This window comes from Nocardia neocaledoniensis (genome assembly GCF_003182135.1).
In the GTDB taxonomy this organism is placed as follows: domain Bacteria; phylum Actinomycetota; class Actinomycetes; order Mycobacteriales; family Mycobacteriaceae; genus Nocardia; species Nocardia neocaledoniensis.
In genome coordinates this window covers 117,019-131,556 of sequence record NZ_QGTL01000011.1, presented here as the reverse complement: position 1 = coordinate 131,556, position 14,538 = coordinate 117,019, and the positions used below count along the sequence as shown (strand labels likewise).

The window sequence follows — 14,538 nt, the reverse complement described above, 5'->3', positions numbered from 1 at the left end:
CCTACCAGTCGGCCTCGGTGTAGCGGATGATGCCGCGAATGTTCTTGCCGTCCAGCATGTCCTGGTAGCCCTGGTTGATCTCCTCCAGCGAGTAGCTGCGGGTGACCATGTCGTCGAGGTTGAGCTGACCCGACTTGTACAGCGACAGCAGGCGCGGGGCGTCCTGGCGGGCGTTGCCGCCGCCGAAGATGCAGCCCTTCACCGTCTTCTGCAGCATGGACAGCAGGAAGCTGTTCATCTTGACCTCGCCCGCGTCCATGCGGCCCATCGAGGTGACGACCAGGGTGCCCGCCTTGGCGGTGAGGATCAGGCCCTCTTCGACGTAGTCGCCGTGCATCTCACCCATGGTGAGAATGACCTTCTCGGCCATCCGGCCCTCGGTCGCGTCCATCAGCGGCATGATCGCGGCGGCCATGCTCTCGAAGGTGTGGGTGGCGCCGAACTTCTGCGCCTGCTCCCGCTTCCACGGGTTCGGGTCGATCGCGACGACCTTCGAGGCGCCCGAGAGCACCGCGCCCTGCAGCGCGCTCATGCCGACGCCGCCGATGCCGGCGATCACCACGGTCTCGCCCGGCTGCACCTCGGCGACGTGGGTCGAGGAGCCGAAGCCGGTGGGTACGCCACAGCCGACGAGGCACGCGACTTCGAACGGAATGGTGGGGTCGATCTTCACCACCGAGGTGTGGTGCACGGTCATATAGGGCGCGAAGGTGCCGAGCAGGCACATCGGGATGACGTTCTCACCGCGCGCCTGGATGCGGTAGGTGCCGTCGGAGATGGCCTGGCCCATCAGCAGGCCCGCGCCCAGGTCGCACAGCGCCATGTGCCCGGCGACGCAGGCGGGACAGCGGCCACACGCCGGGATGAACGACAGGATGACGTGGTCGCCCACGGCCAGGTCGCTCGGGCAGTTGGGGCCCAGCTTGGTGATGACGCCCGCGCCCTCGTGGCCGCCCATCACCGGGAACGACGGCATCGGCGTGGCGCCGGTGACGATGTGATGGTCGGAGTGGCACATGCCCGCCGTTTCCATCCGGATCTGCACTTCACCGGCGACGGGGTCGCCGACCTCGATCTCCTCCACCGACCACTGCTGGTCGGTGCCCCACAGGATCGCGCCCTTCGTCTTCATCTCGTGTAGACCTCTCGCCAAGCTGGTGCCTCGTTGTGACTGCACTCACCCTAACGAAGAATCGGCCAATTCTGAAACACGTTCTAGAAATATTGCCGAGAATTATCTATCCACGCACGTCATGGACGTGATGGACGAGGTCGTGGAGGAAGTAGCGGGCCAGCGAAGTGACCGTGAAGAGGGACCCGTCGCTGCGCGCGCCCCGCAGTTCGAGGCTGCCGGCGGGGACCGCGGCGAAGGCGGCGGCGACCGACTCGGCCGCGATCGAGAGCTCGTCCGCGACGGTGGCCGGGTCCTGCTCGCCGTAGCGGTCGGCGACGGCGGTCGCGTCCTGATCCCAGTTCTCGAAGGCAGGCGGGGCGACACCGTCCCCGGCCAGCATCAGGGCCAGCCGGGTGTCGAAGATCCGGCACACATCGCGCACGTGGGCGCCGTATTCGAGGACCGACCAGGTCGTCTCGTCGGGGCGCACGCGCGCGTCGGCGCGCGAGAGGGCCGCGCCGATACGGGTGGCACTGTCGCGAGCACGCTCGGGGACGGTCTCGAACGCGATCGCGTCGGCGTCGAAACCGCATTCGACGCAGGGACGTTCGAGGACCCACGTCCAGTTCTTGGTGTCGGGAAGAATCATGCGGTCAGCCTAGGATGTCCGCATCTTGTGATCCATCGATATTCCGCCAATTTCCGGCGAGATCCGGCATCACTCGATCAGGCGGTTGGCCTTCTCGAAGAGTTCCATGGTCACCGCGTGCAGGAAATCACCCACCGGCTTGGGCGCCTTGCCCGCGAAGGCGCGCGCGTGCGTGCCCTCGAGCACGATGCTCAGCTTGAAGCAGGCGAGCACCTCGTACCAGGTGACGGCGCTCAGATCGCGGGTGGAGAACTCGGCGTAGTGCGCGATCATCTCCTCCGGCGTCGGCAGGCCGCCGACGGTGCCGAGCGTGCCCATCAGCCCGGCGCCGACGGTGCCGGGCACGGGCCTGGTCGCCAGCTGCCAGCCGAGGTCGAGCAGCGGGTCACCGATGGTCGACATCTCCCAGTCGACCATCGCGGCCACCTGCGGGCCGTCGTATTCGAACATCATGTTGGCCAGGTGACAGTCGCCGTGCATGATGCCCGGCGTCCACTCGGCCGGGCGGTGCTTCTCCAGCCAGTCGCCGACCCGGTCCAGGCCGGGAATCGCGGGACCCGGATAGCCCTCGTTGGCGGCGTAGGAATCGAGTTCGCGCAGCCAGCGCGGCACCTGGCGTTCCAGGAATCCCTCGGGCTTGCCGTAGTCCTCGAGCCCGAGCGCCCGGTAGTCGAGCGCGCCGAGCCGGGCGATCGCCTCGACCGCGGACAGGCCCATCTGCCGCCGGATCTCCGGGTCGTTCGCGTGCAGTTCCGGCAGCTCGGTCTGCGGGTTGAAGCCGTGGATCGGCTCCATCAGATAGAACACCGCGCCGATGACGGACTCGTCGTCGCAGGCGGCGATCACCCGGGGCGCGCGCACCTCGGTGTCCTCGATGGCGCCGAGCAGGCGGGATTCGCGGCGGATCACGTCGTTGCTCTTGGCGCGCAGGTGCTGGGGGCCGCGCCGCAGCACGTACTCGCGGTCGCCACGGGTGAAGCGCACCATGATGTTCTGGGTGCCGCCGCCGATCGGGGTGACCGCGCCGAAGGAGCCCCCGGGCAGGCCACGCTCGTCCATCCACCGCCCGATCGCCGCGAAATCCGCGATCGTCGGGTCGACCTCGACCGGTTGCGAAACAGACATGGCGATCATTGTGCCCGAGGCGGGCCGTCCGTGGGCCCGGCGTAGGGTTTCTGCCAGGATGCGCACGCTGTTGATCGACAACTACGACTCGTTCACCTACAACCTCTATCAGCTGATCAGCGAGGTCAACGGGAACGAGCCGACCGTCGTGCGCAACGACGAGGCCGATCTCGGCGAGCTCGGGCTCGACCGCTTCGACAATGTGGTGATCTCCCCGGGACCCGGCCGTCCCGATCGCGCGCGGGACATGGGGGTCTCGACCGCGGTGATCGCGGCGGCGGAACTCCCGCTGCTCGGTGTCTGCCTCGGCCATCAGGGCATCGTGATCGGCGCGGGTGGCACGGTGGGCCGGGCGCCGCGGGCCAGGCACGGATACCTCGATCAGGTCACCCACGACGATCGCGACCTGTTCGCCGGTCTGCCGCAGGACTTCACGGTGGTGCGGTACCACTCGCTCGCCGCCGGGGAACCACTGCCCGAGGTGCTCGAGGTGACCGCCTCGACGAGCGACGGCGTGGTCATGGGTGTGCGGCACCGGGAGCGGCCGCAGTGGGGTGTGCAATTCCATCCCGAGTCGGTGTCGAGCGAATTCGGGGCGGCGCTGCTGCGCAATTTCGCGGCGCTCACCAAGGCCCGCACCCACGACGGCGCGCCGCTGCTCGTGCGCGGACCGCGCGAGGTCGCGCCACCGCCGTCGCCGCCGGAGCGGCGATTCCGGTTGCGGCACAAGGCCATCGAGCGCGCCATCGACACCGAGGCGATCTTCCTGCGCCGCTACGCCGGCTCCCCCACGGCGTTCTGGCTCGACAGCGAGCACGTCGAACCCGGCCTGGATCGGTTCTCCTTCCTCGGGGACGCGTCCGGTCCCGGGGCCGAGATCGTGACCTATCGGGTCGGCGACGGCGCCGTCACGGTGACGGACGGCGCGGGCGCCAGGACCGTGCCCGGCACCGTCCTGGACTATCTCGACCGCGAACTGCGCCGACGCCACTGCGAAACTCCCCCGCTGCCTTTCGACTTCGCCGGCGGCTACGTCGGCTACCTCGGGTACGAGGTGAAGGCCGACTGCGGCGCGAGCGCGGCACACCGCGCGGCCACCCCCGACGCGCAGTGGATCTTCGCCGACCGGCTGATCGTGGTCGACCACGAGGCGGGCCGCACCCACCTGCTCGCGCTGACCGAGGACGGGTTCGAGGCCGCCGACCGCTGGCTGGCCGAGACCGACGCCGCCTTGACCGACCTGCCGACCTGGGCGAACCCGGCCGACCTCACCGTGCCCGCCGACCCGGACGCCGTGCCCGCGCACCTCATCCGGGGCCGGGACCGGTATCTGGCCGACATCGCGGTCTGCCAGGAGCGGCTGCACGCGGGCGAGTCCTACGAGATCTGCCTGACCGACGCGGCGGCCGTGGCCGCGACGCCCGGTGACGGACTGGCCGTGTACCGGCGGCTGCGCCGCTGCAACCCGGCGCCGTATGCCGCCTACCTCCGGTTCGACGGGCTCGATGTGGCGTGTTCGTCGCCGGAGCGGTTCCTCAAGATCGACCGCGAGCGCGTGGTGGAGAGCAAGCCGATCAAGGGCACCGCGCCGCGCGGGCGGACCGTCACCGAGGACGACCAGCTGCGCCGGGCGCTGGCCGATGATCCGAAGACCCGCGCCGAGAACCTGATGATCGTCGACCTGCTGCGCAACGATCTGGGCCGGGTCTGCGAGGTGGGCTCGGTGCACGTGCCGGAGCTGATGGCCACCGAAACCTATTCCACCCTGCACCAATTGGTGTCCACCGTGCGGGGCACGCTGCGCGCCGACGCGGGCGTGATCGACTGCCTGCGGGCCTGCTTCCCCGGCGGTTCGATGACCGGCGCGCCCAAGCTGCGCACCATGGAGATCCTCGACGAGCTGGAAACCCAGGCGCGCGGGATCTATTCGGGCACCATCGGGTTCCTCGGGCTCGGCGGGACCGCCGACCTCAACATCGTCATCCGCACGGCCGTCCGCTACGACGACGAGTGGCGGATCGGCGCGGGCGGCGCCATCGTCCTCGATTCCGACGCCGAGGACGAATACGCCGAGATGGTGCTCAAGGCGGCGGCGACCTTCCGTGCCGTGACGCCGGCCGGGTCCTAGCGCCGCCCGCGCTTCTTCGGCTCGGGCTCGGGTGGCGGCTCCTCGCCCCCGCGGCCGGCGATCCGGCCGAGCAGCCCGACGCCGGGCAGTTTCGCCAGGGCGCCGAACAGATCCTCGCCGAGGGAGATCATCGCCTCCAACCGGGGCAGCAGGCGGTCGTAGGTGGCGAAGACCGGGTCGGCCAGGGCGAGGGTGCGATCGAGCCGGTCGATGGTGCTGTTGAGCCGGTCCACCGCGATCGACAGGTTCTCGACCAGATCCGGCAGTTGCGCGGCCAGCTGCGCCGAGGCCGGTGGCAGCCGGACCGCCGCGTCGAAGGCGTATCCCGCGGTCTGCTGCGCCGCGTCGATCGCCTGCCCCGCCGCCGTCTGCGCGGCGCCGACGGCGGCCTGCGCCGCCGACAGCAGATCGGCGCCGGGCACCTTGCGCGCCTGCGGCTCCGGCACCGGTTCGCCACGCCCCCGCTTCTTCGGGTTGGTCATGACACCACTGTGCCCCACTCCCGCCCGCCGCGCGGGGAGGAACACTCCGCGACGCGCAGCAGTTGCTTGCCGACGTTGCGGCCCTCGAAGAGGCCGCGCAGCAGCGCGGGCGCGCGGTCGAAGCCCTCGGCGACGTCTTCGGCGTACATGATCCGCCCCTCGGCCAGCCAGCGGTGCAGCCGGGCGAACGCCTCGGGGAAGCGGTCGAGGTAGTCCAGGAAGATCCCGAGCATCGCCTTGGGATCGACGCCCGGCGGAACGACATTCAGTCCCAGCAGCCCCTGCCCCGACGCGAGCACGTAGTCCTGCCAGCCGACCATCCCGTAGACCCAGTCGCCCACCGCGTACTCCGCGCTGTTCGACGCCACCACCTGCCCCACGCCGCTGCCGCGCATCACCGCCCCCAGCGGCACCGGGTCCAGATAGTTGGGGCCGTCGTTGAGCCACCCCCGCTGCGTCGGATCGAAACCCAGCCAGACCACCCGCACCAGCGCCTCACCCGGACCCGGCGAGGGCACCTCGGCCCGCCTGAGTTCGAAGCAACTCTCGTCGACCAGGCCCGTCGGCCGCGCGACCAGGATCCACTGCCGATTCACCCGCCGACGCCAACCCGCGGCGGGCGGCGACGTCATCCGGATTGTCGACCGGCCCACCGTGCCGCATCCGGATCCGACGGAGCGCCGACAGCCTTCCCGGCCCCGACGACCCGACCTCGAGGAGGGTCCGCCGACGCGGTCGGCGGGTCGCGGCCGTCCCGCCGATCAGGTGCCGTGGCGTAGGCGACGAAGGAGCAAGCCACGGCGCCTGATCGGCAGGACAGGAGGGGCCGCGACCTCGAGCGCGCCAGCGCTCCACAAACACTGTCGGTGCGGCGTGGCATCATGCGGGGACCATGGAACTCCGTAAGGGCGCGCACGCGCCGGTGCCGACATCGCTTCTCGCCGTGGTTCTTTCATGGCGGTCGGCGCATGCCGTCGACGCGCACGCGCTGCTGGTCACGGAGTCGGGGCTGGTGCGTGACGATCGGGATTTCGTGTTCTTCAACGCGCCGCGGCATGCCTCGCAGGCGGTGACGCTGGATCAGGAGCCCGCGCCGGGAACGGCGCGGTTGAGTGTGTCGCTGCCGCGGACCGAGGCGGAGGTGGCGCGGATCGTGGTGAGCGCGTCCCTCGACGAGGGCACCTTCGATCAGCTCGCCGAGCTCACGCTCACGGTGCACGCCGCCGACGGGCCGGTCGCCCGGTTCGTGCTGGAGGGTATCGAGGACGTGCAGGCGATGATGTTCGGCGAGTTCTATCGCCGCGACGGCGGCTGGCGGTTCCGCGCGATCGGTCAGGGGTGGGCGGGCGGGTTGCCCGGGCTGGCAACCGAGTTCGGTGTCACCGTGGACGAGCCCGGCGAGGCACGGCGGCCCGGCCCCGGCCCGCATCGTGCCCCTCGAGTGCCGGCGACGCCTCTCACGCAGACCCGCTCGCACGACCCGCGTGCCGGATCACCGGAGCTCGGCGGAGACGACCGCCCGCACGGAGCCCGGGTGGGTTCGCCGGCCCTGACCCGGCGCGTCATCGACCTCCCACCCCCGCCCCCGCCGGATCCGGAACTGGCCGACTGGCATCCGGACCCGCAGGACCCCGGCCGGTTGCGCTGGTGGGACGGCGAGGAGTGGACGACGAGCACCCGGCCGCACATCCAGGACGACCGGGTCCGCTGCGCGCGCTGTACCGCCCCGCTGCGCCGCAAGCTCTTCGGCGGCCACGGCCCCTGCAAGGCGTGCGCCGGTGAGGTGGAGGAGTTCCTCACGCATTGGCGCACCAGGGCGCGGCGGGTGCTCACCGGTCCCGGCACGCTGTCGGAGGAGTGGCTCGCGGTCTGGGCGTCGTTGCGCTACCAGCGCATCGACGAGGAGCTCGGGCGCGCGGTCCTGCGCGAGGCGGGCCTGACCCAGGTGGAGCGAATGGTCGCGTTCGCCTTCGCCGACGGCGAGGTGTTCGCCGACGAGCTCGACGCGTTCGAGCACGTGGTGAGCGAGCTGGCGCTGTCCGGCCCGATCGTCGACGACCTGCGCCGCCGGATGCACCGGGGCCGCACGCTGTCCCGGCTACGCGCGGGCGAACTGCCCACCATCGATACCCCCGGTCTGCACCTGGACCCCGAGGAGCGCGTGCACCTCGACCTGCCCGCGGTGCACATCAGAATGCTGGCGCGCGGACCGCGCAACACCGAGGGCCGGTTGATCGGCAGCTCCAAGAAGCTGCGGTTCGTCGGCGACGGCACGGGGATCGAGCTGCCGTGGAACCGGGTCGTGTCGGTGCACCCCGAACACGGCACCGTGGTGCTCGCCGCCACCTCGGCGCGCGGCGGCGCGACGTTCGGCGTCACCGATCCCGACTACGTGGCGGCCGCGCTGGAAGGTGCGCTGCGCGTGGCCAAACGCCTGGTCCTCACGCCGGGCCAGCGCGACAGCCGCAGCATCCCGCAGGATGTGAAGGCCCAGGTGTGGCAGCGCGACGGCGGTCGCTGCGTCGAGTGCGGCGACGGCCACTACCTGGAGTTCGACCACATCATCCCGCTCAGCCGCGGCGGCGCGACGAGCGCGGCGAACCTGCAGATCCTGTGCCGGGCCTGCAACCGCGCCAAGGGCGCCCGGATCTAGCCCAGGATCGCGTTCATGATGGTGCCACCGCTGGTGGCAACCACGCCGCCGATCATCGCGCCCGCGATCATCTTCGGCGACTCCATCGCGCTGCCGTTCCACTTCTCCCAGGCGAACTTTCCACCGGCGACGGTGATGGCGAGCACGCCGGACAGGATCATGAACCAGGTCAGGTACTGGACCATCTGCATGATCTTGTCCGACAGCGGTGGCGCCTCGGGCGTGGGGTTGCCGACCTGCGCGAACGTCGTGACGGTCTCGGCCATCGACGTCAGAATGATGCTCATAGCCTGCTCCCCTTTTCGCGTGATGCGAACTGCGTTCCAGCACTGTCGTATTCGAACGAGTCCAGGATAAGGGCGCGAACCCCCAGCACACCAACAAAACCGCGTGGTCCGCTCCGGGTGGGCGGCTGCGGCGCCCGATTCGACCGGATAACATCAGCCTCAGCACTTCGTCGCCGTTCCTCCGAGTACCGAGTGAGAGCAAACATGATTCTGGCCGCCGTCACCGATACCTTGGCGCAGATCGGCAATCCGACGCCTGAAGCACCGCCGATGTCGGACAAGATCCTGCAACTGGTGCGCTACTTCACCTGGTTCATCCTGCTCTCCGGTGTGATCGCCATCACATACGCCGGCGGTAAGTTCGCCTGGGAGAAGTGGACCGGCGGCGGGCTCGAGTCGCCGAAGATGATCGCGGGCGCGATGATCGGCGGCGCGGTGGCCACCAGCGCGGGCACCATCATGAACGCGATGCTCTAGATTCCTTTCCGCTCGCGACGGCCCGTGGGTGCTCCGGGCCGCCGCGACCGGCGAGGAATCGACCCGGGTTCGATTGCGGGGCAACAGAACCCGGATCGTCTGGGGTTCCGGGTGTCGAGTGTCGGCGCATGGCATCTACCTCCTTGTACCCGGGGGGCCGGGTCGGCTAGGTGTACAGGCGATCCAGGAAGGCGTACAGGTTCTCGCGCACCCGCTGCGCCTTCTCCTCCGCCGTCAGGTCCTCGCGGTACCTGCTGCCCAGCGCCGGTCGCTTCTTGTTCCTGGCGTACAGCGAGCACGCCAGATCGGTGCACATGTAGCTGCCGACCGTGTTGCCGCGCCGTCCCGATTCCCCGGCCTTGGCCGCGGTCATCAGCGCGACGCCGCCGCCGGTGTGGGTGGTCAGGCAGATGGCGCACATCTGGGTCTTGCCCGAGCCGCCGGTCTCGTGCCGCATCGCGACCGCGACCAGTTCGCCGTCGCGCGGCACGGCGAGGTAGCAGCGCCCCGCGTACGACGGGTCGGTCCAGCCGAGGAAGTCCAGATCGCCCCAGGGCCGGTCGGCGAGATCACGCGGCACGGACAGCCGCTTGGCGTCGCCCTTCGAACAGTTGACGAACGACGACCTGATGTCGCGTTCGGTGACGGGTTCCATGGTGGTGCCCTTTCGGTTGTCGGTGAACAAACGGTAGACACGCTAACGATGCACCCTGACCACTGACAACCGAGTTTTCTACCCGCCGACGATGCCCGCGGCGCGCGCGGCGCGGAGCCAGTCGGGGAATTCGCCGAGGAGGCGACGGTAGAGCTCGGCGTCCTCGACGCGGTCGATGTCGTCGATGGCGAAGAAGCCGGCGTTGTCGACGACCCGGCCGTCGAGTTCGTCGAGGGTGCGCAGCACACCGAAGTTGCCCGCGCCGAGGCCGATGAACTGCCAGAACGCGGGCAGATGCGCGGCCTCGCGCATGAGGGCGGCGATCTCACGCTTCTTGGCGAAGCCGCCGTCGGTGAAGAACAGCACCAGTGTCGGCTCGGTGGTGCCCGCGAGGGTGTCGATGACGGCGCGCATGATCGGCAGTTCGTCGTTGCGCCCACCCATGGCGTCGTAGTCGATGCCGTCGTGGGTGCCGGTCAGGTGCAGGTAGGTCTGCGCCCAGTGCTCCCCGCTCGCGACGGTGATGTCGGGCAGCCGCGCGTGGCGCAGCGCGTACAGGTAGGCCTCGAGCGTGCCGTCGTCGTCGAGCTGGGTGGCGATGGGGATCATCCGTTCGACGACGCGGTGCACGGTGCCGCCGCGATACAGCTTCTGCATGCTGCCGGTCTTGTCGATCACCAGGACCACCCGCGCCCGCACCCCGAACGCGCTCTTGTCGATGAGCACCTTGGCGACCTCGCGCTTGCGCAGGTCCAGCCGCTCACGCTTCTCGAACGACAGCGCCGCCTCCCCCGGCACGGTCCGCACCTGCGGAAGGGCCGCGGCCTCCGGCTCGTCGTCGACGCTCACCCCGTGATCGGTGACCAGGTCGGCGAACCCGCCCGCGTAGCCCTGCCCGAAGGCCCGCACCTTCCACTGCGCGTCGCGCCGATACAGCTCGACCGCGATCACCACCGACTCGCGGTCGAGCCCGTCGATCACGTACTCGTACAGGGGGTTCCCCGCGGCATCGGCGACGGACGCGACCGGCGCGACGGCACCGCCGAACGTCTCCCCGTCGGTCGCGACGGTGAGCACGGCGCGGATCTGCGCGATCTCGGCGGGCACGGCCGCGAACGTCACGGTCAGCGCGGCACCGTCGAGCCGGACACCCGGCGCGGCGGGCTGATTGAAGAACACGAAGTCGGCATCCGAGCGGACCTTTCCGGCGGCGGTCACGAGCAGCGCCGACAGGTCCGCCGCGACACCGCCGTGCACGCGCAACACCACCTCAGGTGGCGTCGGCCCGGCGTTCTGACCCTTCACCAGCGCAGCAGTCACCGCTACTCCCTCATCCGTCGGCCGTGCTGCCCACACCCTAGACCGCGGCGGGCTCAGATCCAGCCCTTCTCCCTGGCTTTGAGGGCGGCTTCGTAGCGGTTGGCGACCCCGAGCTTGCTCATGGCCGAGGACAGGTAGTTGCGGGTGGTGCCCGGCGAGAGATGCGCGCGGCGGGCGATGTCCTCGACCGAGGAACCGTCGGCGGCGAATTCGAGCACATCGGCCTCGCGGGCGGTGAGCACGGTGTCGCCCGCGCTGATCGCCTCCGCGGCGAGTTCGGGGTCGACGTAGCGGCCGCCGGCGTGCACGCTGCGGATCACCTCGGCCAGGGTCGCCGCGGAGGTGGTCTTCGGCAGGAAGCCGCGCACGCCCGCGGCGAGCGCGCGTTTGAGATAGCCGGGCCTGCCGTGACTGGTGACGATCACAGTGCCCGCGCCCGGGGTGATCCGCTGCAGCTCCACCGCGGTGTCGATGCCGTCGATGCCCGGCATCTGCAGGTCGAGGACGGCGACCGCCACCGGCCCCTCCGCCGCCGCGCGCTGCCGCCAGAGTTCGACGAGTTCGGCGCCGGATCCGACGTGGGCGACGACCGCGAGGTCGGCCTCCAGATCGAGCATGGTGGCCAGCGCGGCCCGGATGAGGGTCTCGTCGTCGGCAAGGTAGACCGGAATCACAGTTTCTCCCAGTGGATTTCGAGGGCGAACTGGTCGCCGGTCGCGGTGACGTCGAGGGTCGCGCCCACGGCGGCGAGACGTTCACCGAGGCCGCGCAGCCCGGACCGTTCGCCGATCGCGGCGTGCGGACGATCGTTGCGTAGCGACATCCCGGCGTCGCCGAGCGCCAGCGTCGCGACCGAGGCGGCCGAGTGCTCGACGATGTTGGTGGTGCCTTCGCGGACCACCCAGGCCGCCACCTCGTGGTAGCGCGGCGGCACCTTGGCCGCGTCGCCCTCGACCACGAGGTCGCAGCCCACCGCCGACAGCAGCGACCGCGCGCCCGCCACCTCGCCGCGCAGGTCGATGTTGCGGTACCCACGCACCAGGGTGCGCATCTGGCCCATCGACTCGACCGCGAGCACGCGCACCGCTTCCATCTCGGCCTCGGCGCGCTCGTGGTTCCCCGACCGCGACAGCGCCACGGCCAGTTCGCTCTTCACCGCGATCGCGGAGAACCCGCGGCCGACGACATCGTGCAGGTCACGCGCGAACCGCAGACGCTCCTCGGCGACCTGCAGTTCGGCTTCGACGAGTTTGGCCCGGTCGAGTTCGTCGATGATGCCGAGGCCCCACACGGTGAGCACGGTGACCCCCACGGCGCAGGCGCCGGTGAGCAGGAAGACGAACGCGGCCCGCGGCCCCTCGCCCTGCGGCAGTCCGAAGACCATCGCGGTGGCCAGAGCGAACCCGGCCATCACCCACCACCGGTGCCGCACGAACGGGACGACGGCGAACATGGCGAACAGCGTCGAGAATCCGCCCGCCGCGCGCGCGGTGTCGACGATCGACTCGTCTGCCGACAGCAGGCTGAACGCCGCGCCGATCACCCACAGGGCCGCCAGGATCAGGGTTCCCACCGGCAGCATCCACGGCCGCGCCACCTGTCCGCGCACGGTGGCGAACTCCGGTTGCGCCTCCACCGCCAGGCACGCGGCGAACCCGCCGAGCAGGATGACGACCACCGCGGGCGCCGAGGCCGCGGTGGTCGCCAGCGCGACGAGGACGGCGACGATGGCCGCCTGGTAGGCCAGCCGCGAGTACAGCCGGAACTTGGCCGCACTCGACAGCTGGTGCCACCAGGCGGTCCAGCGGCTCACCCGCGGTCGTCCCAGCGGAAGCTCTTGCGCGTCAGCGCCAACGCCAGGACGGTCCATAGCGCCAGTGTCGCAAACGGGCGGGCCGACGCGGTGAGGGTGTCGGCGAGGCTGAGCACCGGGTCGGATTCGGCGGCGGTCGCCGTCCGGCCCGCGGCGCCGAGGAAGACCAGATCGGAGACGGCGGCGAACGGTGTCCAGTCGGCGAGGGCGGCCAGCCGGTCGGGCAGGATGTTGCGCAGCGACATCATGCCCAGCATGGCCAGGATCATCACCGGCATGGAGGTGATCTGGGCGGCCTCGGCGTTCTTGGTGACCGCGCTGGTGGCCAGGGCGAGCAGCGCGAACACCACGGTGCCGCCGACCAGGGCCGCCACCATGAGCAGCGGATTCACCGGCGCGGGCGCGCCGCTGCCGTAGACGCCCACCGTGACGACCGCCGTGCAGCCCAGGGTCGCCAGGATGCCGGGCACCATGGGCGCGAGCTGGATCTGCCAGTCGGCGGCCTCACCGGTGCGCAACCGTTTCAGCACGCCTTCGCCGCGGCGGGTGGTCACCAGCGACAGCACCGAGTAGTACTGCACGAACAGCAACGCCATCAGCGCGAGCAGTTCGAAGGCTATCGCCGCCATCGCGGTGGTGGGCTCGTTGTCCTTGCGGACGAGGAAATAGGTGACCAGCGGGATGCCGATCGGGAACAGGGTCGCCAGGTAGACGAGGGTCTTGTTGCGCCGGAACTGCAGCCATTCGGCCTTGGCGAGGGCGGCGAGCGGCCGCGGGCGGGCGGCGGTGATCGTGGTCATCGGCGTGCTCCGATCAGTTCGGGGGTGTTCGGGCGCGCGCCCGCGATGTCGAGGAAGACCGATTCGAGGGAAGCCGCGCTGGCGTCGAGCCCGGCCAGCCGTACCCCGGACTCCCGGGCCCAGGCGAGCAATTCGAACAGGTGGCCCTGCAGATCGTCGGTGGTGACGGTGACGCGTTCGCGGGCTTGCACGCGCGCGCCGGGCAGGTGCGGGATCGGCAGACCGGGGTGGTCGAAGACGATCCGGGCCGGATGGCCTGCGACGATCTCGCGCAGCGTGCCGCGCCGCGCGACGGCGCCCTTGTCCATGATGGCGATGCGGTCGGCGAGGGACTCGGCCTCGTCGAGGTAGTGGGTGGTGAGCACCATCGTCACGCCGGCGGCCTTCAGGTCGGTGAGCAGTTGCCAGGTGCGGCGGCGGCTCTCCGGGTCGAGGCCGGTGGTCGGCTCGTCCAGGAACAGCAGCCGGGGCTGTCCGAGCAGCGCGCAGGCCAGGTCGACGCGCCGCTGCTCGCCGCCGGACAGCGATCCCACCCGCACGCCGGCGCGCTCGACCAGCCCGACCTGGGTGAGCACCGCGTCGACGGTGGTCGGGTTACTGCAGGTGCCCCGCCACATCTCGAGTGTCTCGGCGACGGTCAGCTCGGCGGGCAAGCCACCGGATTGCAACATGATGCCGACCTGCGCCCGCACCTGCGCCCGATCGCGCACCGGGTCGAGCCCGAACACCTCGATCCGCCCCGCCGAGGGGGCGACCAGCCCCTCGAGCATGTCGAGCGTCGAGGTCTTGCCCGCGCCGTTGGTGCCAAGCAGCGCGAACACCTCCCCTTCGGCGATCTCGAGGTCGACCCCGCGTACGGCCTCGAACGCCTGCTCCCCACGCCCGTAGCTGCGTCGCAGCCCTTGCGCGGAGACAACGATGTCTGTCATCGCGTTCCCCTTTCTCCTGCCCTCTACGGTCCCGGGAACGCGCGTGCGCCAGTAGTACGCGCGATCACCGATTTCCGATGAGTTCCGCACGGGTCAGCGATGACAA

At 70.4% G+C, this 14,538-nt stretch carries 15 protein-coding genes; 3 read left to right on the top strand and 12 right to left on the bottom strand.

Features of this window, described 5'->3' with window-relative positions; all coding sequences use genetic code 11:
• Window position 1: 1 nt before the first annotated feature.
• The 3 genes from DFR69_RS25810 to DFR69_RS25800 all read right to left on the bottom strand — a co-directional run bounded on the left by DFR69_RS25810 (window position 2) and on the right by DFR69_RS25800 (window position 2,897).
• Window positions 2-1,132, bottom strand: a complete 1,131-nt coding sequence (locus DFR69_RS25810; protein WP_110040227.1) for an NDMA-dependent alcohol dehydrogenase — start codon at window positions 1,130-1,132, stop codon at window positions 2-4.
• A gap of 106 nt (window positions 1,133-1,238) precedes the next feature.
• The gene (locus DFR69_RS25805; RefSeq protein ID WP_110040226.1) at window positions 1,239-1,763 is read right to left on the bottom strand and encodes a DinB family protein; all 525 of its coding nucleotides are present in this window, start codon (window positions 1,761-1,763) and stop codon (window positions 1,239-1,241) included.
• A gap of 69 nt (window positions 1,764-1,832) precedes the next feature.
• Window positions 1,833-2,897, bottom strand: coding sequence for a phosphotransferase family protein (locus DFR69_RS25800; protein ID WP_110040225.1), 1,065 nt, complete (start codon window positions 2,895-2,897; stop codon window positions 1,833-1,835).
• 49 nt (window positions 2,898-2,946) lie between these two features.
• Here DFR69_RS25800 and pabB point away from each other — a divergent pair, with 49 nt between their 5' ends.
• Window positions 2,947-5,016, top strand: coding sequence for an aminodeoxychorismate synthase component I (gene pabB / locus DFR69_RS25795; RefSeq protein WP_110040224.1), 2,070 nt, complete (start codon window positions 2,947-2,949; stop codon window positions 5,014-5,016).
• Here the strand turns inward: pabB and DFR69_RS25790 are convergent.
• Both DFR69_RS25790 and DFR69_RS25785 read right to left on the bottom strand, forming a co-directional pair.
• Entirely contained in the window at window positions 5,013-5,498 is a 486-nt protein-coding gene (locus DFR69_RS25790) for a hypothetical protein (RefSeq protein ID WP_186817333.1), read from the bottom strand. The two genes, pabB and DFR69_RS25790, sit on opposite strands and share 4 nt — an antisense overlap.
• On the bottom strand, window positions 5,495-6,094 hold the full coding sequence (locus DFR69_RS25785; protein WP_244198460.1) for an MDR/zinc-dependent alcohol dehydrogenase-like family protein: 600 nt from the start codon (window positions 6,092-6,094) through the stop codon (window positions 5,495-5,497). Before DFR69_RS25785 ends, DFR69_RS25790 begins: the two co-directional genes overlap by 4 nt.
• A gap of 296 nt (window positions 6,095-6,390) precedes the next feature.
• Between DFR69_RS25785 and DFR69_RS25780 the strand changes: the two genes are divergently transcribed.
• The gene (locus DFR69_RS25780; protein WP_110040222.1) at window positions 6,391-8,151 is read left to right on the top strand and encodes a TerD family protein; all 1,761 of its coding nucleotides are present in this window, start codon (window positions 6,391-6,393) and stop codon (window positions 8,149-8,151) included.
• On the opposite strand, the gene DFR69_RS25775 is transcribed toward DFR69_RS25780, so the two are convergent.
• Window positions 8,148-8,438, bottom strand: coding sequence for a hypothetical protein (locus DFR69_RS25775; protein ID WP_110040221.1), 291 nt, complete (start codon window positions 8,436-8,438; stop codon window positions 8,148-8,150). The genes DFR69_RS25780 and DFR69_RS25775 overlap by 4 nt on opposite strands.
• A gap of 204 nt (window positions 8,439-8,642) precedes the next feature.
• Here DFR69_RS25775 and DFR69_RS25770 point away from each other — a divergent pair, with 204 nt between their 5' ends.
• The gene (locus DFR69_RS25770) at window positions 8,643-8,915 is read left to right on the top strand and encodes a hypothetical protein (protein WP_110040220.1); all 273 of its coding nucleotides are present in this window, start codon (window positions 8,643-8,645) and stop codon (window positions 8,913-8,915) included.
• Window positions 8,916-9,081: 166 nt separating this feature from the next.
• On the opposite strand, the gene DFR69_RS25765 is transcribed toward DFR69_RS25770, so the two are convergent.
• The 6 genes from DFR69_RS25765 to DFR69_RS25740 form a co-directional block, all read right to left on the bottom strand.
• On the bottom strand, window positions 9,082-9,570 hold the full coding sequence (locus DFR69_RS25765; protein WP_110040322.1) for an FBP domain-containing protein: 489 nt from the start codon (window positions 9,568-9,570) through the stop codon (window positions 9,082-9,084).
• A 78-nt stretch (window positions 9,571-9,648) separates the two neighbouring features.
• The gene (locus tag DFR69_RS25760) at window positions 9,649-10,890 is read right to left on the bottom strand and encodes a vWA domain-containing protein (protein ID WP_167456407.1); all 1,242 of its coding nucleotides are present in this window, start codon (window positions 10,888-10,890) and stop codon (window positions 9,649-9,651) included.
• 53 nt (window positions 10,891-10,943) lie between these two features.
• Window positions 10,944-11,564 carry a response regulator transcription factor gene (locus DFR69_RS25755; RefSeq protein ID WP_110040218.1) on the bottom strand — a complete coding sequence of 207 codons (621 nt, stop codon included), beginning with the start codon at window positions 11,562-11,564 and terminating at the stop codon, window positions 10,944-10,946.
• Window positions 11,561-12,703: a sensor histidine kinase gene (locus DFR69_RS25750; protein ID WP_244198459.1), complete on the bottom strand. Its 1,143-nt coding sequence runs from the start codon at window positions 12,701-12,703 to the stop codon at window positions 11,561-11,563. The genes DFR69_RS25755 and DFR69_RS25750 overlap by 4 nt, the downstream gene beginning before the upstream one ends.
• Complete coding sequence (locus tag DFR69_RS25745; RefSeq protein ID WP_110040216.1) at window positions 12,700-13,503, bottom strand: ABC transporter permease; 804 nt, start codon at window positions 13,501-13,503, stop codon at window positions 12,700-12,702. The genes DFR69_RS25750 and DFR69_RS25745 overlap by 4 nt, the downstream gene beginning before the upstream one ends.
• Entirely contained in the window at window positions 13,500-14,432 is a 933-nt protein-coding gene (locus DFR69_RS25740) for an ABC transporter ATP-binding protein (RefSeq protein ID WP_110040215.1), read from the bottom strand. The genes DFR69_RS25745 and DFR69_RS25740 overlap by 4 nt, the downstream gene beginning before the upstream one ends.
• Window positions 14,433-14,538 lie beyond the last annotated feature (106 nt).

Coding starts and splice junctions, on each gene's coding strand:
- DFR69_RS25790 (WP_186817333.1), bottom strand. CDS start 5,498: ATGACCAACCCGAAGAAGCGGGGGCGTGGCGAACCGGTGCCGGAGCCG.
- pabB (WP_110040224.1), top strand. CDS start 2,947: ATGCGCACGCTGTTGATCGACAACTACGACTCGTTCACCTACAACCTC.
- DFR69_RS25805 (WP_110040226.1), bottom strand. CDS start 1,763: ATGATTCTTCCCGACACCAAGAACTGGACGTGGGTCCTCGAACGTCCC.
- DFR69_RS25770 (WP_110040220.1), top strand. CDS start 8,643: ATGATTCTGGCCGCCGTCACCGATACCTTGGCGCAGATCGGCAATCCG.
- DFR69_RS25780 (WP_110040222.1), top strand. CDS start 6,391: ATGGAACTCCGTAAGGGCGCGCACGCGCCGGTGCCGACATCGCTTCTC.
- DFR69_RS25775 (WP_110040221.1), bottom strand. CDS start 8,438: ATGAGCATCATTCTGACGTCGATGGCCGAGACCGTCACGACGTTCGCG.
- DFR69_RS25745 (WP_110040216.1), bottom strand. CDS start 13,503: ATGACCACGATCACCGCCGCCCGCCCGCGGCCGCTCGCCGCCCTCGCC.
- DFR69_RS25765 (WP_110040322.1), bottom strand. CDS start 9,570: ATGGAACCCGTCACCGAACGCGACATCAGGTCGTCGTTCGTCAACTGT.
- DFR69_RS25810 (WP_110040227.1), bottom strand. CDS start 1,132: ATGAAGACGAAGGGCGCGATCCTGTGGGGCACCGACCAGCAGTGGTCG.
- DFR69_RS25800 (WP_110040225.1), bottom strand. CDS start 2,897: ATGATCGCCATGTCTGTTTCGCAACCGGTCGAGGTCGACCCGACGATC.
- DFR69_RS25740 (WP_110040215.1), bottom strand. CDS start 14,432: ATGACAGACATCGTTGTCTCCGCGCAAGGGCTGCGACGCAGCTACGGG.